Genomic DNA, 24,731 nt, shown 5'->3' with positions numbered 1-24,731 from the left:
GACCGCGCAATCTTAGCCGCGGGCTTTCTCGATCAACTCGATGTACTCGTCGGCGTTGCGCTGATCCTTGATGGTCGCAATAAAGTCATTGCCGTGCTCGTCTTTGCCATCCAGGTCGTAGCCGGCTTCGAGGAAGAACACCAGGAAGCGCTCGAAATCATTGACCCGCAGGCCACGGTAAGCCTTGATCAGCTTATGCAGTGACGGCGAAGTGGCATCAACCGGTTCAAAGGCCAGGAACTGTTTAACCTGCTCATCGCCGATCTCGTCACCAATCAACTGCTTCTTATCTTTACGCATTGCGTGCTCCAACAGGATCGCGGACATGTTAACCGGCGGGCAGTTTACCCCTGGCTCAGCTCAAGGCTCAACGAGTACGCACGGCACCGGTGTGCAAATCAGCCCAGACATGGCCGTTGGCGTAGCTCAGGAACTGGCAATAGAGCTTTTCGTTGCGCAACAGATCCATCAGCGTGCGGTATTGAGCCACCGGGTAATACAGATTCAGCACCCGGGTCTTGTCGTCGAACACCGGCTTCTTCAGGCTTTTACTTTCGCTGTCGAAATGGATCAGCACTTCGGAAATGGTCGCGCCCTTGTTCATCGGCTTGCCTTTTAGGCGCAGCAAGACAGGCGATGTCACCGGGATGGGGGTCTGATTGGACTGACGCTGATTGCCCACTACCACCGAATATTCGGTGATTTGCAGCAATTGTTGCTGCTCAGGTTCGCCTTCGCGCAGATTCAGATCGTCAGGCGGCAGGTATTGCGCATGCATCGGTTCAGCTGAAACAGGTGCCACAAACGGCAGACTGCACAACAGAGCCAGCGCAGCAGTACGGATCAAGCACTTCATGTCGACTTCCCGCAAGGACTGGGCTGGCACTTTAGCATGTCGGATACAGGCAGATCGCCCTCGCGGCTAAAGCCGCACCTACGGATCCCCCACTTTCCGTAGGAGAGGCTTCAGCCGCGAGAGCAATATTCCAACCAACGAATATGCGTCGAGTCTACTGGCCTCTTGGCGAATGAATTCGCTCCCACAAAGAAAGACCTCAATCTGAATTACATCCCCTTTACCGCATAAATCCCCGCAGCATTGCGCCAGTAGCCTTTGTAATCCATGCCGTAACCAAAAATGAAGCGGTCGATGCACGGCAGGCCGACGAAGTCTGCTTTCAGGTCCGGGCGGGCTTTGCGGTCGTGGTCTTTGTCGATCAGCACGGCGGTATGCACAGCGCGGGCGCCAGCGTGTTTGCAGAAGTCGATGATCGCGCCGAGGGTGTGACCTTCGTCGAGAATGTCGTCGATGATCAGCACGTCACGGTCAATGAACGAGACTTCAGGCTTGGCCTTCCAGAACAGGTCGCCGCCGCTGGTTTCGTTGCGATAGCGGGTAGCGTGCAGGTATGACGCTTCCAGCGGGAAGTTCAGATGCGTCAGCAGCTTGCCGGAGAAAATCAGGCCGCCATTCATCACGCAGAACACCACAGGATTGCGTTCAGCCAGTTCGGCGTTGATCTGCGCACCGACACGGGCGATGGCAACTTCGACTTCAGCCTCTGTGTACAGGCAGTCAGCCTCGCGCATGATTTGACGGATATGCTCGAGATCAGCAGACATGACGCTCTCCAAGGGTGGGCAGTGTAAGAAAAGCGGGCAAAGGTACGCATCCGCAGAAGTCAGAGCAAGCAATTCTGGACTAACGTGTCAGGATTCGTCCGAAAACGCCGCAAGCCGTGTAGGACAGTACCAGCTGAATAGATTAACCTAGGCCGCTTTTTTTGCCCCTCCGCCGGAGCTTTATTCCTATGCCTATCCGTGAGATCCGTCACCCGCTGATCCGCCATAAACTCGGCCTCATGCGCCGCGCCGACATCAGCACCAAGAATTTCCGTGAGCTGGCTCAGGAAGTCGGTGCCCTGCTCACTTACGAAGCCACCTCTGACCTGCCACTGGAAACCTACGACATCGAGGGTTGGGCCGGGACTGTTGCAGTTGAAAAAATCGCCGGCAAGAAAATCACCGTGGTGCCTATCCTGCGCGCCGGCATCGGCATGCTCGATGGCGTGCTCAGCCTGATTCCGGGCGCCAAGGTCAGCGCCGTGGGCGTGGCCCGCAACGAAGAAACCCTGGAAGCCCACACGTATCTGGAAAAACTGGTTCCGGAAATCGACGAACGTCTGGCCATGATCATTGACCCGATGCTCGCCACCGGCGGCTCCATGGTTGCGACCATCGATCTGCTGAAAAAAGCCGGCTGCAAGGAAATCCGCGCCATGGTCCTGGTTGCCGCGCCAGAAGGCATTGCCGTAGTAGAGAAGGCTCACCCGGACGTCATCATCTACACCGCATCCATCGATGAGCGCCTCAACGAACACGGCTACATCATTCCGGGCCTCGGCGATGCCGGTGACAAGATTTTCGGCACCAAGCAAAAGGACGCGTAATGAAGCAGGACGAGTTCAACGATCCACTCTGGCGCACGGTTCTGTCCGGCGCACAGATGCTCTTTGTGGCGTTCGGCGCGCTGGTGTTAATGCCGCTGATCACCGGGCTGGATCCTAACGTTGCACTGTTCACCGCTGGTCTGGGTACCTTGCTGTTCCAGATCGTGACGGGCCGTCAGGTGCCGGTTTTCCTGGCGTCGAGTTTTGCATTCATCACCCCGATCATCCTCGCCAAAGGTCAGTTCGGCCTCGCTGCGACCATGGGTGGTGTGATGGCGGCAGGCTTCGTCTACACCTTCCTCGGGCTGGCGGTGAAGGTCAAAGGTACTGGCTTCATCGACCGGTTACTGCCACCGGTGGTGATCGGCCCGGTGATTATCTCCATCGGCCTGGCCATGGCGCCGATTGCCGCCAACATGGCAATGGGCAAGAGCGGTGACGGCGCTGAGCTGATTCCGTACAAAATCGCCATGTGGATCTCCATGCCTGCCCTGCTCACCACGCTGATCGTGGCAGTGTTCGGCAAAGGGATTTTCCGTCTGGTGCCGATCATCTCCGGCGTGCTGGTGGGCTTTGCGCTGGCGTTCTATTTTGGCGTGGTCGACACCGCAAAGATTGCCGCCGCACCGTGGCTGGCGATTCCGCACTTCACCGCACCGGAGTTCAACTGGCAGGCAATCCTGTTCATCGTGCCCGTCGCCCTGGCGCCAGCCATTGAGCACATCGGTGGCGTGATTGCCGTGGGCAGCGTGACCGGTCGTGATTACCTGAAGAAGCCAGGCCTGCATCGCACCTTGTTTGGTGACGGGATCGCCACTACGGCGGCCGGTCTGTTTGGCGGCCCACCCAACACCACCTACGCCGAAGTGACTGGCGCTGTGATGCTGACCAAGAACTACAACCCGAAAATCATGACCTGGGCGGCGATCTTCGCCATCAGCCTGGCCTTCATCGGTAAGTTCGGCGCACTGCTGCAAAGCATTCCGGTGCCGGTCATGGGCGGGATTCTCTGCCTGCTGTTCGGCTCGATTGCGGCGGTGGGGATGAACACTCTGATTCGTCACAAGGTCGATCTGGCTGAAGCGCGCAACCTGGTGATCGTCTCGGTGACGCTGGTGTTCGGGATTGGCGGGGTACTGATCGGCACCGGCAACGGCCCGGACGACTTCGGCCTCAAGGGCATCGCCCTGTGCGCCGTGACAGCCATCGCCCTGAACATGTTGTTGCCGGGCAATGACGGGTGGAAGAAAAAGCGGCTGGATGATCAATTGCCGTAGGGGCAATCCCATGTGGGAGCGGTGCTTGCCCGCGATAAGGTTGAATGCGATCTAGCATGAATCGCATTGACCTTATCGCGGGCAAGCACCGCTCCCACATTCAATCTCATTCCAATCCAGATCGCCTCACAACATCAACGGCGCCCGCTCACACAGCTTGCTCAACGCCGCGGCCCAGTTAGGGTCGTCGTTCAGGCACGGGATCAGTACCAACTCCTCGCCTCCCGCTTCTTTGAACTGCTCGGCACCGCGATCACCGATCTCTTCAAGAGTCTCGATGCAGTCAGCAACGAACGCCGGGCACATCACCAGCAGTCTCTTCACGCCTTGCGCAGCCAACTCCTCCAGATGCGCCTCGGTGTAGGGTTCGATCCACTTCGCGCGGCCCAGCCGTGACTGGAACGACACCGACCATTTACCGTCAGGAATGCCCATCAGTTTGGCGAAGGCTTCTGCTGACTGGATGCACTGCGCGCGGTAACAGGTAGCGAGTACTTCTGGCGGCGCAGTTTTGCAGCAATCCGGGCCTTTCAGGCAGTGATTACGGGTTGGATCGAGTTTGAGCAGATGGCGCTCGGGCAAACCATGGAAACTCAACAGCAGGTGATCATAGGGCTGTTGCAAATGCGGTCGCACACTCTCAACCAGCGCCTGCAAGTATTCCGGCTGATCGTAAAAAGCCTGCAGTACCGAGAAGTTAACCTTCAGCGACTTGGCCTTGACTACTCGCCTGGCTTCTTCGATGACGGTGGTCACGGTGCTGTCGGCAAACTGCGGATACAACGGCGCCAGGGTGATGTTCTTGATGCCCTGAGACGCCAGGCGGGTGAGCACGGTTTCGATGGACGGTTCGCCATAGCGCATCGCCAACTCCACCGGGCCGCGAGTCCATTCCTGGGTCATCGCCTGTTGCAAGCGCTTGCTCAGCACCACCAACGGCGAGCCCTCGTCCCACCAGATAGATGCATAAGCGTGGGCCGACTGCTCAGGACGTTTGACCAGAATCAGCGAAACCAGCAGCCGCCGGACCGGCCATGGCAGGTCGATGACGTAAGGGTCCATCAGAAACTGATTGAGATAACTGCGGACATCCGCCACAGAAGTAGAGGCTGGCGACCCCAGGTTTACCAGCAGCAGGGCGTGATCGGTCATGCAACTTCCCAATTCAAATTAAGCGCTCAGTAAATCGTTCAATGCAGCAGGCAGTTCGGTGTATCTGAAGGTGAAACCCGCCTCTTCCAGGCGAGCCGGTCGGGCACGCTGGCCACCCAGCAGGAGCACCGACAACTCGCCCATCAATACTTTCAGGGCCAGGCCAGGCAATGGCATGAAGGCCGGCCGGTGCAGCACGGCAGCCAGGGCCTTGGCAAAGTCCCGGTTACGCACAGGTGACGGCGCGCAGAGATTATACGGACCTTGCGCATCACTCCGGTTTAACAGGAAATCTATTGCAGCGATTTGATCGTGAATATGAATCCAGGGCATCCACTGCCGACCGTTGCCGATCGGGCCGCCCATGCCGAACTTGAACGGCAACAGCAGCCGCTGGAGAAAACCGCCCTGATCGGACAGCACCAGACCGGTACGAATGATCACCACCCGAACACCCAACGCCTGAGCCCGTTGCGCCGTTTCTTCCCAGGCGCCGCACAAGTGACTGGCAAAATCCTCTTTGACCGGCTGCGCAGCTTCATCCAGCTCACGCTCGCCACCATCGCCGTACCAGCCCACCGCCGAACCGCTGATCATCACCTGCGGTTTATGTTCACGCTGCTCCATCCAGGCCAGCAATTGCTCAGTCAGACCGATACGACTGTCCCATAACAGCGTACGCCGCTTGCGAGTCCAGGGACGGTCTGCAATGGGCGCACCCGCCAGGTTGATCAGCGCATCCACCGGCTGATCGCCAAGGTCTTTGAGGTGGGCGATGCCCCGCACCGTCTCGCCACACAGGCGCGCAACATCTTCGGGCCTGCGGCTCCAGACGGTCAGCTGATGCCCTTGTTGATGCAGTTGCTGACAGAGCTGACGCCCTATCAACCCAGTACCGCCGGTCAGCAATATGTGCATGGCAGGTTTCCTTGCGTGGCGTTCGGGAGCAATGCGTAGTCTATTTTTTATGGCCCACTGTGTTTATGGATGCAGATCATCGTGAACGGCATCTTGAACAACAATAGGCCAAACCTGCCGCCCTCGGAGCGAACCATCCTTTTGGACAGTTGCTCCAGGCCCTCAGGTATCGGATTTTATGCTCGTGCCGTACGAGACAAGCGCTGCAATTCCGCATGAGATCGCAGCAAGTTATACCAAAAAACAATATTGTACAGGTTTTAACTACGGCGTAGTCTGTGCAGACAAGGTAACGAGGCCCCTATGACTGTACCCATCGCAATCATCGGTACCGGCATCGCCGGACTCTCCGCCGCCCGCGCGCTCAGCGCCGCCGGGCACTCCGTTCATCTTTTCGACAAAAGCCGCGGCAGTGGCGGCCGTATGTCCAGCAAGCGCAGTGATGCTGGCTCGCTGGACCTGGGCGCGCAGTATTTCACCGCTCGCGACCGCCGCTTCATGAGTGCGGTACAACAATGGCAGGCTGAAGGCTGTGCCGCCCAATGGACGCCTTCGTTGTATAACTTCCATGGCGGGCAGCTCAGCCCTTCGCCGGATGAACAAGTGCGCTGGGTTGGCACGCCCGGCATGAGTGCGATCACTCGGTCCATGCTTGGCGATCTGCCGGTGTCCTTCGCTTGCCGGATTACCGAAGTGTTTCGCGGCGAACAGCACTGGAATCTGCAGGATGCCGAAGGCCAGAGCCACGGCCCGTTCAGCCACGTGATCATTGCCACACCCGCTCCTCAGGCCACTGCACTACTCGCTTCAACGCCCAAGCTTGCCGGCGCTGCTGCCAGCGTGAAAATGGACCCGACCTGGGCCGTCGCGCTGGGTTTTGACAACCCGCTGAAAACCCCGCTGGAAGGCTGCTTTGTGCAAGACAGCCCGCTGGACTGGCTGGCCCGCGACCGCTGCAAACCTGGGCGCGACAGCAGCCTGGACACTTGGGTGCTGCATGCCACCAGCACCTGGAGTCGTCAGCATCTGGACATGCCCAAGGAAGCGGTGATTGAACATCTGCACGGCGCGTTTGCCGAACTGATCGGCTGTGCAATGCCCGCGCCGAGCTTCAGCCTGGCCCACCGCTGGCTGTATGCGCGGCCCGCTACCGCCCACGAATGGGGCGCGCTGTCCGATCCTGACCAAGGCATTTACGTGTGCGGCGACTGGTGCCTGTCAGGCAGGGTCGAGGGCGCATGGCTCAGTGGCCAGGAAGCGGCGCGACGCTTGTTGGAGCACATTAATTGAACGCAACTGGATTGAACCGCCTGAACCCCCGCAAGCTGCTGCTCTCGAAATGGACAGCTGCTCAGCCGCTGAACCGTGAGAAACATTTTCTGGTCACCGAGTTGTTTCGTGACGAAGAAGGCACCGTGCTGGAGATCGAACTCCAGGCGGTGCTGACCCAGCGCAGCGAGCGCTTGCCGTGGCAGACGCTGCAGGATGCCGAGGCGTGGAAGATGGGCTGGAAGTAAGTCTTGTCGGAGCGAGGCTTGCCCGCGAAGAATGATGACGAGGTACACCTGAAGCACCGCATTGCCTGGTTCGCGGGCAAGCCTCGCGCCAACAGATCACATCATACAAACCCTATACAAATAATTTGACTTGTACAGCCGCCCACCTATGATGAGAGCAGGTTGTACAGCGAATCCACTCTGTACAATTTTGTACAGAGGTTCGCGATGCTTGCGCCAGCAGTTCATAAGCCCAAACTCGGTATCAGTGCCTGCTTGATGGGCGCCGAGGTTCGCTTCAATGGTGGTCATAAAGAATCCCATTTGTGCACCCGCGCACTGACCGAGTATTTCGAATTCGTCACTGCCTGCCCGGAAGTCGCCATCGGCCTGGGCATTCCTCGGGAACCCATTCGTTTGGTGGGCGATGCGCAAAGTCCGCAAGCCGTGGGCACCGTCAATCGAGAACTGAACGTTACAGAGGCGCTGGCCGACTACGGCGTACAGATGGCAGAAGAACTGGGCGATATCTGCGGCTACATCTTCATGCAGAAATCACCGTCCTGCGGCCTTGAGCGGGTCAAGGTCTACACCGAAAAAGGCGCGCCAGTTGACGGTGGCGGGCGTGGCATCTATGCCCAGGCGTTCTGCGAGCGCCATCCGAATCTGCCGGTCGAAGAAGATGGTCGCCTCAATGACCCGGTCCTGCGGGAAAACTTCATCACCCGCGTGTTCGCCTACGCCGCCTGGCAGGATTTGCTCAAGACTGGCATCACGCGCCGCGCCCTGACCGAATTTCACTCCCGCTATAAATACCAGCTGATGGCCAATGATCCGGTGCAATACAAGGCGCTGGGCAACCTGCTGGGCAACATGGGCCGCAGCGACCCTAACGACATCGCCCCGCAGTATTTCAGCGACCTGATGGCCGCGCTGAAGAAACCCGCCAGCCGACGCACCCACACCAATGTCCTGCATCACCTGAGCGGCTATCTGAAGCAGACCATCAGCGCCTCGGACAAACAGGAAATCCAGCAGCTCATCACGCAATACCACCAAGGCATCGTGCCCTTGATCGTGCCGCTGACGCTGCTCAAGCATCACTTCCGCCAACACCCGGATCCCTATGTAGCGTTGCAGGTTTACATGCAGCCGCATCCGGAAAATCTCAGCCTGCGAAATGCGATCTAACCTATGAATGACTTTAGCGACCCAGTGCCTGACGACGAGTCAGGCATAGCAGAAGACTGGCTGCCGATCCGAGAGGTGGCACGCCAGACCGGTGTCAATGCAGTCACCTTGCGCGCATGGGAGCGCCGTTACGGGCTGATCGTTCCTCATCGCACGCCCAAGGGCCATCGGCTTTACTCCGATGCCCATGTTCAGCGGGTGATGACCATCCTGACCTGGCTCAACCGTGGCGTATCGGTCAGCCAGGTGAAAAATCTGATCGACAGTCGCCAGCCAGATACTGCTGCTCCGGCCAGCGACTGGGAAATACTCAAGCAGAATCTGACCAAGGCCATTGCTGAATTGGCCGAACGCCGGCTGGATGACCTGTTCAACCAGGCCATGTCGCTGTATCCGCCGCGAACCTTGTGTGAACAGTTGCTGTTGCCACTACTGGCTGAACTGGAAACCCGTTGGCAGAGCCAATTTGGCGGGCAGATGGAACGCACGTTCTTCTACTCATGGCTGCGCAGCAAGCTCGGCGCCCGGATTTACCACAACAATCGCCAGGTCGGCGGCACGCCCGTGTTGCTGGTCAATCATTCCGACCTGCCGCTGGAGCCGCATCTGTGGCTCTGTGCCTGGCTGATCAGCGGTGCCGATTGCCCGGTGGAAGTGTTCGACTGGCCGCTGCCCAACGGCGAATTGGCCTTGGCTGCAGAGCTTCTCCAGCCCCGTGCGGTGCTGCTGTATTCCAGCAAATCCCTGAATACGACCCAGCTCTCCAGATTATTGAGCAACGTTCACTGCCCAGTCGTGCTGGCCGGCACCAGCGTGCGCATCCACAGCGACGAACTCGGCGACTCAATCAGCAGCATACAAGGCCTGCATCTGGCGCAAGACCCGCTGGGCGCGCTGGCTGCCTTGCAACTACTGGATCTTTTCAAGGAATGACCATGCAACTGCTATGGCTGCGCAGCGATTTGCGCGTTCACGACAACACCGCGCTCACTGCTGCCCTTGAGCAAGGGCCGACTGTTGCTGTGTACCTGATCAGTCCAACCCAATGGCTCAACCATGATGATGCCCCGTGCAAGGTAGATTTCTGGCTGCGTAACCTGGTAGAGCTGCGCACCGCCTTGAGCGACTTGAATGTGCCGCTATTGATTCGCCACGCCGACACTTGGGACATGGCGCCTGAGGTGCTCCTTGACCTATGCCGCGAACACAAGATTGAAACAGTGCATGCCAACGAAGAGTACGGCATCCACGAAAGCCGCCGGGATGAAGCTGTAGCCCAGGCACTGCAACACGCTGGCATCCACTGGCGCAGCCATCTGGATCAGCTGTTCTTCAAGCCGGGCAGCGTGCTGACCAAAACCGGCAGCTACTTCAAGGTCTTCAGCCAGTTTCGCAAGGTGTGCTACACCCGCATGCATCACGCGATGCCAACGCTGATCCGCCTGCCGAAAAAGCAGCAAGCGCTGGGGATCAATAGCGACGATATTCCGCATCAGGTTGAAGGCTTTGCCACGCCATCCAAGACGCTCATAGCCTTATGGCCCGCCGGAGAAGAAGAAGCACGGCGGCGGCTCGCGGCTTTCAGTGACGAACAGATCGACTACTACAAAGATGAGCGTGACCTGCCCGCCAAACCCGGCACCAGTCAGTTGTCGGCGTATCTGGCAGCCGGCGTGATCTCGCCACGCCAATGCCTGCACGCAGCGCTCAACAGTAACCACGGTGAGTTCGAGACCGGCAGCGTCGGCGCTGTCACTTGGATCAATGAGTTGCTCTGGCGCGAGTTCTACAAGCACATTCTGGTGGGCTATCCACGGGTGTCCCGGCATCGGGCGTTTCGTCCGGAAACCGAAGCCTTGCAATGGCGCAACGCACCACAGGATTTGAAGGCCTGGCAAGAGGCGCGCACCGGTTTGCCGATCATCGACGCCGCCATGCGCCAGCTGCTTGAAACCGGCTGGATGCATAACCGCCTGCGCATGGTGGTGGCGATGTTCCTGACCAAGAACCTGCTGATTGACTGGCGCGAAGGCGAACGGTTTTTCATGCAGCACCTGATCGATGGCGATCTGGCCGCCAACAACGGCGGCTGGCAGTGGAGCTCGTCAACCGGCACCGACTCGCAGCCCTACTTCCGGATATTCAACCCTTTGTCTCAGTCGGAGAAATTCGATCCCGAGGGGCTTTTTCTCAAGCACTGGTTGCCGGAGCTGGCCGGGTTGAACAAAAAAGAAGTCCACAACCCCGCAGCAGCCGGTGGCCTGTTCGGTGTTGCCAGTTATCCAAAGCCGATCGTCGATCTGCGCAGCAGCCGGGTCCGTGCCCTGGATGCATTCAAAGCGCTGCCGCACCGGCAACCGGTCGCGGAGTTTGAAGATGAGTGATTTTCTGCGTGGTTTCGCTCGGGAATTCGCCGCTCTGGATAAAGACAATCTGGATCGGCTGAACACGCTGTACACCGAAGACGTGCAGTTCACCGACCCGCTTCATCAAATTCGCGGCATCCAGGCTATGCAACGGTACTTCGCCGAGCTGTACGCCAACGTCAGCCAGCTGCATTTCGATTTCTATGGCTTCGACGAAGTCAGCCCCGGCAAGGGATATCTGCGCTGGACCATGAGCTATTCCCATCCGCGTCTGGCCAAGGGCCGCACGATTCGGGTCGACGGTTGCTCGCACCTGATGTGGCGCGGGGACAAGGTTTACCAACACCGGGATTACTTCGATGCCGGTGCCCTGTTGTACGAGCACTTGCCGGTCATGGGCACGCTTATCGCGTGGCTGAAAAGGAGATTGGGATGAACAATCCGAACGTCAAACGGATCTGGTTGACCGGTGCCAGCAGTGGTATCGGCCTGGCGTTGGCCGAAGAGCTGCTAAAGGCCGGTCACCGGCTCGCGCTCACCGCCCGCACCATGGCGCCACTCGAAGCCCTCGATCAACGCTTTCCGGAGCAAGTGTTGCTGGTGCCGGGGGATGTCACCGACGGCGAACAGGTCACCGGCATCGGCGATCGCATCAACCAGGTCTGGGGAGCGCTGGACTGCGCGATTCTCAACGCAGGCACCTGTGAATACGTCGACAGCAAGCAGTTTGACGCTGCGCTGGTGGAGCGTGTGATCCGCACCAATCTGCTGGCCACTACTTATTGCATCCAGGAAGCCCTGCTGTTGCTGCGCCATGGCCACAGACCGCATCTGGTCGGCGTTTGCAGCTCGGTGACCTATCTGCCGCTGACCCGTAGCGAAGCGTATGGCGCGTCCAAGGCTGGCCTGCGCTACCTGCTGGAGTCGCTGCGTATCGACCTGGCCCATGAAAACATTGACGTAACCATTGTTAGTCCAGGTTTCGTCGACACCCCGCTGACCGAGAAAAACGATTTCCCCATGCCGATGCGCTGGCCAGTGGCGAAAGCCGCTGTTTATATCGCCGAGCGTTTGCAACGTGAGCGCCGCCCCATGGAAATTGCCTTCCCCGGCCCGTTCATTCTGGTGCTGCGTCTGCTGGCCTTGTTGCCCACCCGCCTGCAACTGGCGTTGGGCAAACGAATGGCACGCTCACAGAACAAGGAAGCGCAATGAAAATCGCCATCGTCGGCAGCGGTATCGCCGGATTGACCTGCGCCTATCTGCTCAATCGCAAACATGACATCAGTGTTTTCGAAGCAGCGGACTGGGTCGGCGGGCATACCCATACGGTCGATGTGAATCTGGCGGGTCGCGATTACTCCGTCGACACCGGCTTCATTGTCTTCAATGACTGGACCTACCCGAATTTCATCAAACTGCTGGGCCAGCTCGGTGTGGGTTTCAAACCCACCGAGATGAGTTTCTCGGTATGCGATCCCAAAACCCGCACCGAATACAACGGCAATAACCTCAACAGCCTGTTCGCCCAGCGCAGCAACCTGCTTTCCCCAACGTTCTGGGGCATGTTGCGCGACATTCTGCGCTTCAACCGCGAAGCCCTGGCCGATCTGGAAAGCCAGCGCATAGGCTCTGACACAACCCTCGGCGACTATTTGCAAAGTCACGGCTACGGCCAGCGCTTCATCGAGCATTACATCGTACCCATGGGCGCGGCGATCTGGTCGATGTCACTGGCAGACATGCTCGCGTTCCCATTGCAATTCTTCGTGCGCTTTTTCAAGAATCACGGCTTGCTATCGGTCAGCAATCGCCCGCAGTGGTGTGTGATCGAAGGCGGTTCGAGCAGTTATATCGAGCCTCTGACCGCGTCTTTCCGTGAGCGGATTCGCCTGTCATGCCCGGTGCACAGGGTTGAGCGCGATGAACAAGGCGTTGCCGTGCACAGCGCCGATGGCAGTGAACGCTTCGACAAAGTCATCTTCGCCTGCCACAGCGATCAGGCCCTGAAAATGCTCGCCCAGCCGACGACTGCCGAGCAGGACATCCTCGGCGCCCTGCCCTATGCCGAAAATGATGTGGTGCTGCATACCGATATCAACCTGTTGCCCAAGCGCAAGCTGGCCTGGGCGAGCTGGAATTACCGGCTCGGCGGCGGCACGCAGCAATTGGCCGCTGTGACCTATGACATGAACATCTTGCAAGGCATCGACAGCGACACGACCTTTTGCGTAAGCCTCAACCAGACCGATGCCATCGACCCGAACAAGATTCTTGCTCGCTACCGCTACGCCCATCCGCAATACAGCCTTGCCGGGGTTGTGGCTCAGGGCCGCTGGGAAGAATTGAATGGCGTCAACCACACCTGGTTTTGCGGCGCTTACTGGACCAACGGTTTTCATGAGGACGGTGTGGTCAGCGGGCTGCGGGTCGCGCAAGCGTTCGGAGAACGGCTGTGAACAGCGCCCTCTACAGCGGCTGGATCGCTCATCGGCGCTTTGCACCCCGCGCCCATGACTTCCGTTACCGGATCGGCCTGCTGTATCTGGACCTGGACGAGCAAGACGCTGTGCTGGGCCTGTCGCCACTGGCGGGCAACGGGCGCTGGGCACCGTTCGCGTTTCGCGAGACCGACTACTTGCGCGAATCAACCCGCCGTGGCGTGCCCTTGGTAGACGCAGTGCGCAAACGGGTCGGCCAGGCCATCGGCCATACGCCGCTGGGTAAAGTCTGCCTGCTGACCCAGGCGCGCAGTTGGGGTCTGGCGTTCAACCCGGTGAGTTTTTTCTATTGCCACGAAGCCGACGGCTCACTGGCGGCGATCCTCTGCGAAGTCACCAACACGCCCTGGCGCGAACGCTATCACTATGTGCTGCCCGCCAACGGCGAAGGTCATCAGCACTTTGCGGTGGCCAAGGCGTTCCACGTCTCGCCGTTTCTACCCCGTGATCTGGAATACCGGATGAGCTTCAGCCCACCGGATGCCCGGCTCGGCGTGCACATGGCCGACTGGCAAGGCGAGTTCAAGATCTTCGATGCGACGCTGAGCCTGCATCGCCAGGAACTGAATCGTCACAACCTGCATCGCTACTTGCTTGCGTTTCCCTGGATGACCGCCAAGACCTGCCTGGCCATTTACTGGCAAGCCTTGCGCCTGTTGCTCAAACGTACCCCGATTTCCCCTCATCAGGCCGCCGATGGCGAATACCGCACTGCCGCCACGCAACCGAAGGATCAGCGCTATGAAAAGTAGCAGCAGTAGTTTTTCTGCCAATCTGGGCACCAACAGCCTGACGGCCAGCATCCTGCGCCGGGGCGTTCTGCGCCAGCTCGCACAGCTGCGCAATGGTCAGTTGGTGATTACCGAGGGCAGTGAACGCCATGTTTTCGGCACTGCCGGCGCATTGGTTCAGGGCGAGATCCAGATTCTGGATTCGGCCACCTGGGGCATGGTCGCCAGCAACGGCTCCATTGGCGCGGGCGAAGCGTTCATACATGGTTACTGGACATCGCCGGATCTGACCGCCGTGATTCGGGTTTTCGTCAGCAACCTCGATGTGCTTGATGCTATGGAACGTGGCATGGCCCGGCTCAGTCGCCCATTCATTCAGGGCCTGCATTGGCTTAACCGAAATACTCGGGAAGGTTCGCAGAAGAACATCGCCGCTCATTACGACTTGGGTAACGATCTGTTCGAACGATTTCTCGACCCGACCATGATGTATTCCGCTGCACAATTCCTCAGCCCTAACGACACGCTGGAGCAGGCGCAACTGAACAAGCTGGAGCGCATCTGCCAGAAGCTGGCGCTCAAGCCTGAAGATCACTTGCTGGAAATCGGCACCGGCTGGGGCAGCATGGCGATCTATGCCGCGCAGCACTATGGCTGCAAAGTCACCACCACCACGCTGTCCAAAGAACAGTTCGCCTACACCGAGCGCCGCATTGCCGAGCTTGGCTTGCAGAATCAAGTCACGCTGCTGCTCAAGGACTACCGAGACCTTACCGGCCAGTTCGACAAACTCGTGTCCATCGAAATGATCGAAGCGGTAGGTCATCGCTTCCTGCCGACCTACTTCAAACAATGCGCGTACCTGCTCAAGGCCGACGGTTTGATGCTGCTGCAGGCCATTACCATTCGAGACCAACGCTACGAGCAGGCCAAACGCAGCGTCGACTTCATCCAGCGGCATATCTTCCCTGGTGGCGCCTTGCCTTCTGTGCAGAAAATGCTGGAGATCGTCACCCGCGAAACCGACATGAACCTGCTGCACATGGAAGATTTCGGCCTGCACTACGCCAAGACCCTGCGCATCTGGCACGACAACTTCCGCCACGCCCACGGCTCGCTCACCGAGCTGGGCTACGACGATTACTTCCTGCGGCTCTGGGAGTTTTATCTGTGTTACTGCGAAGGCGGTTTCCTGGAACGCGCCATCGGCACCGCGCAGTTGCTGCTGGCCAAACCGTCAGCTCTGCCGCAACCGTTGCTGGGCCGCTTCAATGCTTAAGCAGATCGCCAATGCGGCGCTGTTCCAGATCGGCTGGTTTGCCTGCGTGATGGGCGGCAACAGCTATTGGCTGCTACTGGCGGTCGGCGTACTGGTCGCGCATCTGCTGTGGATAAGTTCGTGGGCCGCAGAGGGTAAATTGCTGCTGTGGATAACCGCGCTCGGCATAGTGCTCGACAGTTTATTGATGAATCTGGGGGTCTTTGCGTTCAGCAACGAAGGCTTGTTGATTCCGCTGTGGTTGATCGTGCTTTGGCCGGTACTGGCCACGACCCTCAATCATTGCCTGGCCTGGACCGCCAAACCCTGGTGGCGCGCCAGCCTGCTGGGCGCCATCGGCGGGCCAATGTCGTATTACGCCGGCTCGCAACTGGCGGGCGTGCAACTGCCACTGGGGCTGTTGCCGAGCATGCTGATACTGGCGGTGATCTGGGCTGGTGTGTTTCCGTTGCTGCAATGGCTCGCTGGGCGTTCAATCGCTGGTCAGGCAATCCACACCCGCGACACGCACTGACATACACTGCGCGCCTATGACGTCGACCCTCATCCCGATTAACACGATTCCCACAGAAACAGCCATCACGTGCTCAACCTGTGCGGCCTGCTGCTGCCAACTGGAAGTGATGCTGATCACCGACACCGGCGTGCCTGAACGCTTCATCGACCAAGACGACTGGGGCGGCGAAGTCATGCTGCGCCTGGACGACGGCTGGTGCGCGGCGCTGGATCGCAACACCATGATGTGCACCATCTACGAAAAACGCCCACTGATCTGCCGCGAGTTCGAAACCGGCTCGGAAGAGTGCATGAATGAGCGGATGGGGATTGAGACGGCTTATCTCTGAAATCTGCAGGAACCGCTCCGGCAACTCTGACACCACACTGCCGGGCAGCAAACACGAACGCTGTAGGAGTGACCGGGGTGGCGCTCCACCTTGCTCGCGAAGAGGCCGGGACATCGGCATATATTTCTCAAGGCAGGAACATTGCTTCGCGAGCAAGCTCGCTCCCACAGATCCTGTGTTTGCTGCGCGACAGCGCGTCGTCTGGACGACGGGGGATCTCCTACTGGCCAGTGCTTGCTCTAATAGCACTCAGCTCCACGCATCAAATATATAAATAAGCGACACCGCCAGCGCCAAACATATAAGCGAGTAGTGCCAGATTTATTCGGAATAATATGACAGTTTTTCGCTTGAGCTTTGCAGGAAAGCTTTCCAAATCTCCCGCAACGGCACCTCCGTCCTTGAGATAGATACTGGGGTACATGAGCACAGACGCTATCCCGCCCAGCACGAACAGCCGTCCCCACACCCCAGTTTTATGAAATAAAGCTCGATTCATAACAAATGGACAATTTCTTAAATGAGCAAGCATTACGTCCATTTTGGTGTGGGCAAAATGAAGCGCAATACCTAGCCAAATAGCCATGCCTGAAAATCCTGTTAACGTTATGCCTAGAAAAATCTTTTCGGCGAGAGTTATGCTCATTTGCTCACCCTATAAATTATATCTCCGGCGGCTTCACCCATTTTGCCGAAGAACGCACCCGATGCTAAAGCCGCAGCGGCAACAACTACCAATCCGCAGACCATCGTGCCAGCCCCAAGCGTCGGCACGCTAAACGCCGCACAGACAGTTCCGGTCGCTCCTAAACTCGCGGCTGCGCCCGCCGCAGCGCCGCCTAAGACGCTTCCCGCAAATCCTCCAGCCTCGGTATATTTCACCCTCTCACAAGCCTCGCTTTCCCCCGCCGCACACACTTTCTGGACTTTGACATACGACGCACCGCCACCAATCGCCGTACCAATCCAACCGCCGTACTTTAGGTATTGGCTCGCCTTCGCCACACGACCGAGATGGGTGTAATAACCGGGGTTCTGGCCAGTTGCGCCCGCTCTGCCATAGCGGTGGACCAGGCTACGGCTGGATATACCCAAGGCGGTTTTGAGTTTGGGGTGGTCGGGGAAACCGATGCCTTTCCTGGTCAGTGAGTTGAGGTGTCTATCGAGCGAGTTAAGCAGGGTTTTGCGTTGAGCGAAGAACTCTGGGGGCGCAGGTGTCCATGTTGTTGCAGCGTTTTAGTGTGCAATTCGTCTATGTCGACCAGCAGTTTTTGCACATCGCCCAAGTGCTTGGAGAAGATCGATGTGCCGACCCCAATCGCGGAAGAGCCATGGGTGAGGAAGCTCTCGATTTCATCCCGATGCCGAACCATGAAATCCGCCTCCTCAGGGCTCATTTCATCCAGCACGCTTTTGACGTTTTGTGCGGTGCTCATCAGCAGCGTTTCTTCTAAGGTACAGCGCGGGTTTTGCGGGTCGCTCAATACGATCAGCTGACCGGCCCTGACAACCTTGCCCAGCCCTGGATTCAGCGCCCTGAATTTATCGAGCACCGCGTTGGAGGGCGAGGTAAACAGGTCTGTCTGTAGTTGAGCCGCAGTTGTGCTTCTAGGCACGATGTAAAACCCCGGCTCATGCAGTTCGATGGGCTCAGGCCATTGCTCTTGAGGGAAAAAATCGAAGGGGTCTGGTTCTTTCGGGCGCAGAGGGTTGCCCGGTTTTCGCGCCTTGTGCTCCAGCGCTCTGAGGTGCTGCTCGTGTACGAAGCGCAGCAGGCGCTCGGGGTCGCGACGGTATGAAGGCTGAAGCAGCCAGATGCGCTGAATGCGTCTGACCGCAGGGGTGATCGCGCTTTGCGGGTCGCGCTTGAGCGCTCGTGACTGGGCCAGCAGGTCCGTACGCTCTTGTTGCAACACCCGCACGGCCTGTGCAGCAGGTGTAAGGCCTTGCTCAACCTTGCGAACGACACCCTTCGTGTACCTTGCCACTTGTTGCTGAAACCGCACCCGCGGTATGCCCGGTTCGAGATGCGCCAGGCTCAGCGCTCGCGCCTTGCTGATCAGCCGGGTGGCGAGCTTTCGCACATCTTCAGCCACATACTGTTGATAATTCATGGCTTCTCATCCCAGAACGTCTGACCGCTGGTACTGGTCAGATGGTTCGTCCAGGTGATGTCCTGATAACGCAGCGCGAGGTGTTCTTGTGGTTCTGCATCGGGCTCCTCGAGCACGTGGGGAAGATCTAAAGTCAGGCCAGCGATGATCCCGCCGTTAATGCTGACCGAGTATAACTTGACCAACCCGGCCTCGCCCGCCGCCCGATAGAAATCGACAGTCGCGGCAATCTCCTCCCGCTGCGCCAGCGCTCGCGCCAACAGGGGTGAAGATTTATCGATGTACTTGGTAATGACGATGGGGCTATGGGAAGGCTTGTCGAGATTTTCAAGGTTGGCCAAGTCATGGGTGCAGGCCAGCACCATGATTTCGTCGACATGCGCAGCCTGAAATTTGTTGCCGATGGATTCCTTCGTCGAGCATCCCGCTGAAATCAGTTTCTGCTTTTTGCCTTCGAGCTTCATGTAGCCGTGGATAGCCATGCTTACGATTTCCTTGTTCGCAGGCAGGGGAGTCTATTTAAGCGAAGGATTTGACAGCTGTAGGCTTATTCGGTGCGGGATGTAGGATCATGGCTGTAGCTGGATAGTACGAATCGTACCGTAATGCGGGTATTCGGAGCGGAGTTCGGCTGTAGGTGCTGCCGAAGGCTGCAAATGGCGGTGTGTCAGATGGAATGCTTTCGCAGCCTTCGACAGCACCTGCCAATCGGCGTCATGCCTGCAAGATGCCGCCCCTGTGGAGCAAATTCTCATCTGCCGCGAGTTCGAAACCGGCTCGGAAGAGTGCATGAATGAGCGGATGGGGATTGAGACGGCTTATCTTTAATTCCCGCAAACTTCTGTGGGAGCGAGCTTGCTCGCGAAGAGGTCAGTACAACCGGCGCATTTCTTGTGCCTGAAATACCGTATTCGCGAGCAAGCTCGGCTCCCACAAATGAGTCACTACCCTTCTTTTACAAAGGCATCGTGTAGTGTAGTGCGTAGCTTTCTATACCGTCGTTTGGCTGTTTAATACCCGCATTCGAATAGTGAGTCGCGCGAATGCCGATTTCGTGGCCGCCGTTGAAGCGCAGGCCGAAGCCGATGCGGTCTTCGAAGTTGAAAGCCGAGCCGAAGTTTTTGTCTTCGTATTTGGTATTGGAGAACACTGCGACTCCGATACCCGCCTCAACGTAAGGCTTGACTGTTTCGCCTGCAAATTCGTAAACCAGTACCGGCGAGAACGACAGGCTGTTGTTACTTGAGCCTTTGTCGCCATCCCAGTAGGTATAAGCCCCATCCCAATAGCCGGTCAAACGGCCGACGTCACTTTGCAGCCAGCTCTGATCCCAATCAAACTTCATACCCAGGCGATAGGTCTGGGTCGTCTGCCCGGTCTGACCGACCGAAAACTCGACGCCTGCAGCTTGAGAAAGAGAGGTTTGCCCCAGTAAAGCGGCCGCAATCGCAGCCAGACAAAACAGACGCTTCATCAGAAACTTCCTATTTATACATACAGTTTTTAGGTTTTTTTACAGCCAATCTGTTGCTATAGAAATCTGCACGCGTGGCTTAGTTCAGAGCAAAACAGGGCTTTTCACGATTTTTTTACAAACCGAAGCTTCGCACACTGTCAGATTTTTTCCATAGGGCAGGTAGGATGTTTCTGAAATTAGTTGGATCTGCACTGGTCCAGAACACAGTTTCTCGGGCTGGCCCCTGTGCCAATCCGTCTTGCTGGGCAAGAAGACGTTGGAGTTGCCGCGCTACCGCGTGCCCGGTATCGATCAGGATGACCGATTCGGGGATCATTTCCCGCAGCAGGGGTTTGAGGAAGGGATAGTGAGTGCAGCCGAGAATGATCGTGTCGCAGCCTTCATTGAGCAGAGGCTCGACGTAGCTTTGCAGCAAGGCACGAATCATCGGGCTGAACAGGTCGCCGGTTTCGATCAGTTCCACCAGGCCAGGACACGGCTGAGTCACGACCCGCACGTTGCCTGCAAACCGATCCAGTAATGCGGCGAACTTGGCGCTCCGCAAGGTGCCTGTGGTGGCCAGCACGCCAACCACACCGCTGCGCGTCGCTGCCGCTGCGGGTTTTACGGCGGGCTCCATGCCGACAATCGGCCAGTCAGGATACTGCTCTCGCAGTTGCGCCCCCGCTGCCGCTGTCGCGGTATTGCACGCCAGCACTAGCGCTTTGGCACCCTGCTCACGAAAGAAGCCAGCGATGGTCAGGCACCGCTGGCGAATGAATTCCGGGGATTTCTCACCGTACGGGATGTGCCCACAATCGGCTACGTAAAGCAGCGACTCGTTGGGCAACAGGCTGCGTATTTCACCCAAAACCGACAGGCCACCAACGCCTGAGTCAAATACGCCTACCGGCGCATCACTTGCTCTGTTCATGCCAACCCGCAAACGCTGCAACCCGGATCCCGCTTGACCTTGAGTTCGCGAAAGCGCGTGGTCAAGGCGTCGATCAACAACAGACGCCCTACCAACGGCTCACCGAAGCCCACCAATAGTTTCAGCGCTTCCAGTGCTTGCAGGCTGCCCACCAATCCCACCAGCGGGCCAAGCACACCGGCTTCGCTGCAGGTCAGTTCGGCTTCGCTGCCGTGACCGTACAAGCAGTGATAACAAGGGCTTTCAGCACGACGCGGGTCGAACACCGACAATTGACCTTCGAGACGAATCGCCGCGCCGCTGACCAAAGGTTTGCGCGCAGCAACACAGGCGGCGTTGACCGCACCCCGGGTGGCGAAATTGTCTGAACAGTCCAGGACCAGATCGACCGCCTGCACCGCCGTCGACAGCGAGTCGGCATCCAGCGCGACAGGATGAGCGACCAAAGCAATCTCAGGGTTGATCGCCCTCAGCCGGGCCATCGCCGAATCGACTTTGGTCTGCCCGACGCTCTGGCTGTCGTGGATGATTTGCCGTTGCAGGTTGGTCAGATCGACAGTATCGAAGTCCGCCAGATGCAGCTCCCCAACACCGGCGGCAGCCAGGTACAGCGCCACTGGCGAGCCCAGCCCGCCCAGGCCGACGATCAATACCCGACTCTGCTTGAGATTCAACTGGCCGTCGATATCGACGTGCTGCAACAGAATCTGTCGGCTGTAGCGCAACAGTTCCTGATCACTCAGCACGGCAGGCGCCCGAAGGTGATGCGTTCATGGTCGCCCAGATCACGGCGGGTCTGGATTTTTTCGAAGCCATGGCTGCTCAACAGGTCCCGCACCGCAGCGCCTTGGTCGTAGCCGTGTTCCAGCAGCAGCCAGCCTTCCGGCCTCATGTGCGCAGGGGCTTGGTCAATGATCAAACGCAGGTCATCCAGGCCCTCAGCGCCGGCAACCAGCGCACTGTTGGGTTCGAAACGTACGTCGCCGGTGACCAGATGCGGATCCTCGGCAGCGATGTATGGCGGATTGCTGATGATCAGGTCGAAGCGCTTGCCTTGCACCGAATCAAACCAGTGGCTGCTCATCACGTGGGCGTTATCGAGTTGCAGACGCTGACGGTTGCGTTCGGCAAGGGCGACGGCTTCGAGCACCCGATCAACCGCCGTAACGTGCCAGGCCGGTCGTTCGCTGGCCAGCGCCAGGCCGATTGCGCCGGTACCGGTGCCCAAGTCCAGGACCTGAGCAGGGGCGAATGCGGGTACCAGCTCCAGAGCCGCCTCGACGAGCATTTCGGTTTCTGGACGCGGGATCAGGGTGTGTGGCGCGACTTCCAGGTCCAGTTTCCAGAAACCCTGCTGGCCCAGAATGTATGCCACAGGCTCACCAGTCTGGCGACGTTGCAGGTACGAGGCGAACTTCAATGCCGCTTCGCTGCTGACGATCCGCTCCGGCCAGGTGTGCAGGAAACTGCGGGGTTTGCCCAGTGCAGCTGCCAGCAGCAGCTCCACATCCAGACGCGCAGTTGGTGAATCGGGCAGTTCGGCGCTTCTTAACAAGCTGGCGATGATTGTCATTTACTCACCCAGTGCCGCTAGTTGGTCTGCCTGATATTCGGCAAGTAGCGGTTCTATCACTGCATCGACTCCACCGGCCAGAACTTCATCCAGCGAATACAAGGTCAGATTGACGCGGTGATCCGTTACTCGCCCCTGAGGAAAGTTGTATGTGCGAATCCGCTCGGAGCGATCCCCCGAGCCAACCAGCAGTTTACGCTCACTGGCGATGGCATTGGCCGCCGCGCTGGTTTGCTGGTCATTAAGTTTGGCAGATAGCCAGGACATCGCACGGGCGCGGTTCTTGTGCTGCGAACGTTCTTCCTGACACTCGACGACAATACCCGACGGAAGGTGGGTAATCCGAATCGCCGAGTCAGTCTTGTTCACGTGCTGCCCCCCTGCCCCCGACGACTTGTAGGTATCAATGCGCAAGTCCGACGGATTGATCTCGATAGCCTGCTGCTCATCCGGCTCCGGCAGCACCGCAACGGTGCAGGCCGAGGTGTGGATACGGCCTTGGGATTCAGTTTCCGGAACCCGCTGTACGCGGTGCGCGCCGGACTCGAACTTGAGTTTGCCGTAGACATTCTCGCCTTCGACCCGGGCGATCACTTCTTTATAACCGCCGTGCTCGCCTTCGTTCTCGGAGAGAATCTCGACCCGCCAGCCACGGCGCTCGGCATAACGCGAATACATGCGGAACAGATCGCCGGAAAAGATCGCTGCCTCATCGCCACCGGTGCCGGCGCGGATTTCAAGAAACACGTTGCGTCCGTCGTTGGGGTCCTTGGGCAGCAGCATGCGCTGCAACTGGGCTTCCAGGTCCGCCAGCAATTGCTTGGTTTCCCGGACTTCCTCGACAGCCATTTCACGCATGTCAGGATCGCTGTCCTTGAGCAGCGCCTGGGCGCCCTCCAGGTCAGCCAATGCCTTGAGCAATTGCTTGTAGGCCGCGACGATCGGCTCTACCTCCGCGTATTCACGGGAATACGCGCGGAATTTGGTCTGATCGGAAATGACCTCGGCATCGCCAAGCAACGCAGTCAGTTCCTCAAAGCGGTCGCTGAGGATATCCAGCTTATTGAGCAGTGAAGCTTTCATTGCGGGGGTTTATCCGTCGAGCCCTCACCGAGGGCAAAAAGTTCCTGGGCCATGGCCAGCGCATCGAGGCGGCCTTCGGCAGAGAGTTTTTTCAGTTGCACACTCGGTGCATGCAGCAATTTGTTAGTCAGCCCGCGGGCGAGCTGGACCAGCACGTCGTCGGCATTGCCACCGTTGGCAAGCAGGCGCTGGGCCTTGAGTAATTCTTCGTCGCGCATCCGCTCGCTTTGCTGACGATAGGCTCGCAACACGTCGACCGCCGCCAGTTCACGCAGGCGAAACATGAATTCATCGGTGCCCGCCGCGACCAGCTCTTCCGCAGCCTGGGCAGCACCCTGACGACTTTTGAGGTTCTCGGCGACCACTTCGTGCAGGTCATCGACGGTATACAGGTAAACATCGTCAAGATCGCCGACTTCAGGCTCGATGTCCCTGGGCACGGCGATGTCGACCATGAAAATCGGCTTGTGCTTGCGCAGTTTCAAGGCGCTTTCCACGGCGCCTTTACCGAGAATCGGCAACTGGCTGGCCGTGGAACTGATAACGATGTCGCTGTTGACCAGCTCCGCCGGTATGTCCGACAACAGCACCGCATGGGCACCAAACTCGGCCGCCAGAATGCTCGCGCGCTCCAGGGTCCGGTTGGCGACGACAATGCGTTTGACGCCAAGATCATGCAAGTGACGGGCAACCAGGGTAATGGTTTCGCCAGCCCCGATGAGCAAGGCCTGGCTGCGCTGTAAATCACTGAAGATCTGCTTCGCCAGGCTGACCGCGGCAAACGCCACCGACACCGGGTTTTCACCAATCGCGGTATCGGTGCGCACCTGCTTGGCGGCACTGAACGTGGCCTGAAACAGACGCCCCAGCAACGGACCAATGGTTCCGGCTTCCCTGGCCACTGCATAAGCCGATTTCATCTGACCCAGAATCTGTGGCTCGCCCAGCACCAGCGAGTCCAGCCCGGAGGCCACCCGCATCATGTGACGAACGGCCGCATCATCGGCGTGCACATAAGCACTCGCGCGCAGCTCTTCGAGGCTCAAATGGTGATAATTGGCAAGCCAGGCGAGGATGGTTTCCGAGCCAGCCTGGTCTTGTTCGATGTACAACTCACTGCGGTTGCACGTCGAAAGAATCGCGGCTTCGCGACTATTGGTCATGCGGCAAAGCTGCTGAAGCGCCTCTACCAGCTGCTCTGGCGTAAACGCCACGCGCTCGCGGACGTCTACCGAGGCAGTCTTATGGTTAATACCAAGTGCAAGGAAGGCCATTCAAGGTCGCTGATGGTGACGTGAAGCCGGCAATTGTCCTACTTCAATAGGTTCAGAACAACCACCGCTGACTATTGTCCTAATAGAGCTG

The 24,731-nt window shown here is 58.4% G+C and carries 28 protein-coding genes; 14 read left to right on the top strand and 14 right to left on the bottom strand.

Features of this window, described 5'->3' with window-relative positions; genetic code table 11:
- Nucleotides 1-12: 12 nt before the first annotated feature.
- The 3 genes from IV01_RS22145 to IV01_RS22155 all read right to left on the bottom strand — a co-directional run bounded on the left by IV01_RS22145 (nt 13) and on the right by IV01_RS22155 (nt 1,623).
- Nucleotides 13-300: a PA4642 family protein gene (locus IV01_RS22145; RefSeq protein ID WP_032625815.1), complete on the bottom strand. Its 288-nt coding sequence runs from the start codon at nt 298-300 to the stop codon at nt 13-15.
- A gap of 67 nt (nt 301-367) precedes the next feature.
- Complete coding sequence (locus IV01_RS22150; RefSeq protein WP_032625671.1) at nt 368-856, bottom strand: hypothetical protein; 489 nt, start codon at nt 854-856, stop codon at nt 368-370.
- A gap of 209 nt (nt 857-1,065) precedes the next feature.
- Nucleotides 1,066-1,623 (bottom strand): hypoxanthine-guanine phosphoribosyltransferase, encoded by a 558-nt coding sequence (locus IV01_RS22155; RefSeq protein WP_032625668.1) that lies wholly within the window; start codon nt 1,621-1,623, stop codon nt 1,066-1,068.
- A 188-nt stretch (nt 1,624-1,811) separates the two neighbouring features.
- Between IV01_RS22155 and upp the strand changes: the two genes are divergently transcribed.
- On the top strand, nt 1,812-2,450 hold the full coding sequence (gene upp, locus IV01_RS22160) for a uracil phosphoribosyltransferase (protein ID WP_032625666.1): 639 nt from the start codon (nt 1,812-1,814) through the stop codon (nt 2,448-2,450).
- Nucleotides 2,450-3,727 (top strand): uracil-xanthine permease family protein, encoded by a 1,278-nt coding sequence (locus IV01_RS22165; protein ID WP_032625664.1) that lies wholly within the window; start codon nt 2,450-2,452, stop codon nt 3,725-3,727. The genes upp and IV01_RS22165 overlap by 1 nt, the downstream gene beginning before the upstream one ends.
- Nucleotides 3,728-3,853: 126 nt before the next feature.
- On the opposite strand, the gene hemH is transcribed toward IV01_RS22165, so the two are convergent.
- Both hemH and IV01_RS22175 read right to left on the bottom strand, forming a co-directional pair.
- A complete protein-coding gene (gene hemH / locus IV01_RS22170) occupies nt 3,854-4,879 on the bottom strand; it encodes a ferrochelatase (protein WP_032625662.1) in 1,026 nt (341 codons plus the stop codon).
- 18 nt (nt 4,880-4,897) lie between these two features.
- Entirely contained in the window at nt 4,898-5,797 is a 900-nt protein-coding gene (locus IV01_RS22175) for a TIGR01777 family oxidoreductase (RefSeq protein ID WP_032625659.1), read from the bottom strand.
- 303 nt (nt 5,798-6,100) lie between these two features.
- Here IV01_RS22175 and IV01_RS22180 point away from each other — a divergent pair, with 303 nt between their 5' ends.
- The 12 genes from IV01_RS22180 (at nt 6,101) to IV01_RS0124545 (ending at nt 16,206) form a co-directional block, all read left to right on the top strand.
- The gene (locus IV01_RS22180) at nt 6,101-7,087 is read left to right on the top strand and encodes an NAD(P)/FAD-dependent oxidoreductase (protein WP_032625657.1); all 987 of its coding nucleotides are present in this window, start codon (nt 6,101-6,103) and stop codon (nt 7,085-7,087) included.
- An 11-nt stretch (nt 7,088-7,098) separates the two neighbouring features.
- Nucleotides 7,099-7,314 carry a TIGR02450 family Trp-rich protein gene (locus IV01_RS22185; protein WP_032625813.1) on the top strand — a complete coding sequence of 72 codons (216 nt, stop codon included), beginning with the start codon at nt 7,099-7,101 and terminating at the stop codon, nt 7,312-7,314.
- 207 nt (nt 7,315-7,521) lie between these two features.
- Nucleotides 7,522-8,484: a YbgA family protein gene (locus IV01_RS22190; RefSeq protein ID WP_032625655.1), complete on the top strand. Its 963-nt coding sequence runs from the start codon at nt 7,522-7,524 to the stop codon at nt 8,482-8,484.
- Nucleotides 8,485-8,487: 3 nt separating this feature from the next.
- The gene (locus IV01_RS22195; RefSeq protein ID WP_032625653.1) at nt 8,488-9,417 is read left to right on the top strand and encodes a MerR family transcriptional regulator; all 930 of its coding nucleotides are present in this window, start codon (nt 8,488-8,490) and stop codon (nt 9,415-9,417) included.
- 2 nt (nt 9,418-9,419) lie between these two features.
- The gene (phrB, locus tag IV01_RS22200; RefSeq protein ID WP_032625652.1) at nt 9,420-10,868 is read left to right on the top strand and encodes a deoxyribodipyrimidine photo-lyase; all 1,449 of its coding nucleotides are present in this window, start codon (nt 9,420-9,422) and stop codon (nt 10,866-10,868) included.
- A complete protein-coding gene (locus tag IV01_RS22205; RefSeq protein WP_032625649.1) occupies nt 10,861-11,286 on the top strand; it encodes a nuclear transport factor 2 family protein in 426 nt (141 codons plus the stop codon). The genes phrB and IV01_RS22205 overlap by 8 nt, the downstream gene beginning before the upstream one ends.
- Entirely contained in the window at nt 11,283-12,065 is a 783-nt protein-coding gene (locus IV01_RS22210; protein ID WP_032625647.1) for an SDR family NAD(P)-dependent oxidoreductase, read from the top strand. Before IV01_RS22205 ends, IV01_RS22210 begins: the two co-directional genes overlap by 4 nt.
- A complete protein-coding gene (locus tag IV01_RS22215) occupies nt 12,062-13,309 on the top strand; it encodes an NAD(P)/FAD-dependent oxidoreductase (protein WP_032625646.1) in 1,248 nt (415 codons plus the stop codon). The genes IV01_RS22210 and IV01_RS22215 overlap by 4 nt, the downstream gene beginning before the upstream one ends.
- Complete coding sequence (locus IV01_RS22220; protein ID WP_032625644.1) at nt 13,306-14,103, top strand: DUF1365 domain-containing protein; 798 nt, start codon at nt 13,306-13,308, stop codon at nt 14,101-14,103. Before IV01_RS22215 ends, IV01_RS22220 begins: the two co-directional genes overlap by 4 nt.
- A complete protein-coding gene (locus IV01_RS22225; protein ID WP_032625642.1) occupies nt 14,093-15,361 on the top strand; it encodes an SAM-dependent methyltransferase in 1,269 nt (422 codons plus the stop codon). Before IV01_RS22220 ends, IV01_RS22225 begins: the two co-directional genes overlap by 11 nt.
- Nucleotides 15,354-15,875, top strand: coding sequence for a DUF2878 domain-containing protein (locus tag IV01_RS22230; RefSeq protein ID WP_032625640.1), 522 nt, complete (start codon nt 15,354-15,356; stop codon nt 15,873-15,875). The genes IV01_RS22225 and IV01_RS22230 overlap by 8 nt, the downstream gene beginning before the upstream one ends.
- Nucleotides 15,876-15,912: 37 nt before the next feature.
- Nucleotides 15,913-16,206 carry a YkgJ family cysteine cluster protein gene (locus IV01_RS0124545; protein WP_032625810.1) on the top strand — a complete coding sequence of 98 codons (294 nt, stop codon included), beginning with the start codon at nt 15,913-15,915 and terminating at the stop codon, nt 16,204-16,206.
- A gap of 262 nt (nt 16,207-16,468) precedes the next feature.
- Here the strand turns inward: IV01_RS0124545 and IV01_RS22235 are convergent, their stop codons facing one another.
- From IV01_RS22235 to hemA, 9 genes are all read right to left on the bottom strand, one after another.
- On the bottom strand, nt 16,469-16,852 hold the full coding sequence (locus IV01_RS22235) for a hypothetical protein (protein ID WP_032625639.1): 384 nt from the start codon (nt 16,850-16,852) through the stop codon (nt 16,469-16,471).
- A 496-nt stretch (nt 16,853-17,348) separates the two neighbouring features.
- Nucleotides 17,349-18,320: a hypothetical protein gene (locus IV01_RS26115; RefSeq protein WP_080290200.1), complete on the bottom strand. Its 972-nt coding sequence runs from the start codon at nt 18,318-18,320 to the stop codon at nt 17,349-17,351.
- Nucleotides 18,317-18,802, bottom strand: coding sequence for a type VI secretion system tube protein TssD (gene tssD / locus IV01_RS22240; protein ID WP_032625637.1), 486 nt, complete (start codon nt 18,800-18,802; stop codon nt 18,317-18,319). Before tssD ends, IV01_RS26115 begins: the two co-directional genes overlap by 4 nt.
- Before the next feature lie 473 nt (nt 18,803-19,275).
- Complete coding sequence (locus IV01_RS22245) at nt 19,276-19,794, bottom strand: acyloxyacyl hydrolase (RefSeq protein WP_032625635.1); 519 nt, start codon at nt 19,792-19,794, stop codon at nt 19,276-19,278.
- 115 nt (nt 19,795-19,909) lie between these two features.
- Nucleotides 19,910-20,710: a glutamate racemase gene (gene murI, locus IV01_RS22250; RefSeq protein WP_032625632.1), complete on the bottom strand. Its 801-nt coding sequence runs from the start codon at nt 20,708-20,710 to the stop codon at nt 19,910-19,912.
- Entirely contained in the window at nt 20,707-21,456 is a 750-nt protein-coding gene (locus IV01_RS22255; protein WP_032625629.1) for a molybdopterin-synthase adenylyltransferase MoeB, read from the bottom strand. Before IV01_RS22255 ends, murI begins: the two co-directional genes overlap by 4 nt.
- Nucleotides 21,450-22,283 (bottom strand): peptide chain release factor N(5)-glutamine methyltransferase, encoded by an 834-nt coding sequence (gene prmC, locus IV01_RS22260; protein WP_032625628.1) that lies wholly within the window; start codon nt 22,281-22,283, stop codon nt 21,450-21,452. The genes IV01_RS22255 and prmC overlap by 7 nt, the downstream gene beginning before the upstream one ends.
- On the bottom strand, nt 22,284-23,366 hold the full coding sequence (gene prfA, locus IV01_RS22265) for a peptide chain release factor 1 (protein WP_032625627.1): 1,083 nt from the start codon (nt 23,364-23,366) through the stop codon (nt 22,284-22,286). It abuts the gene before it with no gap.
- Nucleotides 23,363-24,640 carry a glutamyl-tRNA reductase gene (hemA, locus tag IV01_RS22270; RefSeq protein ID WP_032625625.1) on the bottom strand — a complete coding sequence of 426 codons (1,278 nt, stop codon included), beginning with the start codon at nt 24,638-24,640 and terminating at the stop codon, nt 23,363-23,365. The genes prfA and hemA overlap by 4 nt, the downstream gene beginning before the upstream one ends.
- Nucleotides 24,641-24,731: the final 91 nt, after the last annotated feature.

This window comes from Pseudomonas syringae, assembly GCF_000737245.1.
Lineage (GTDB): Bacteria > Pseudomonadota > Gammaproteobacteria > Pseudomonadales > Pseudomonadaceae > Aquipseudomonas > Aquipseudomonas syringae_J.
Note: the sequence above shows the minus strand (reverse complement) of the source record. Positions and strands in the feature narration are given on the sequence as shown.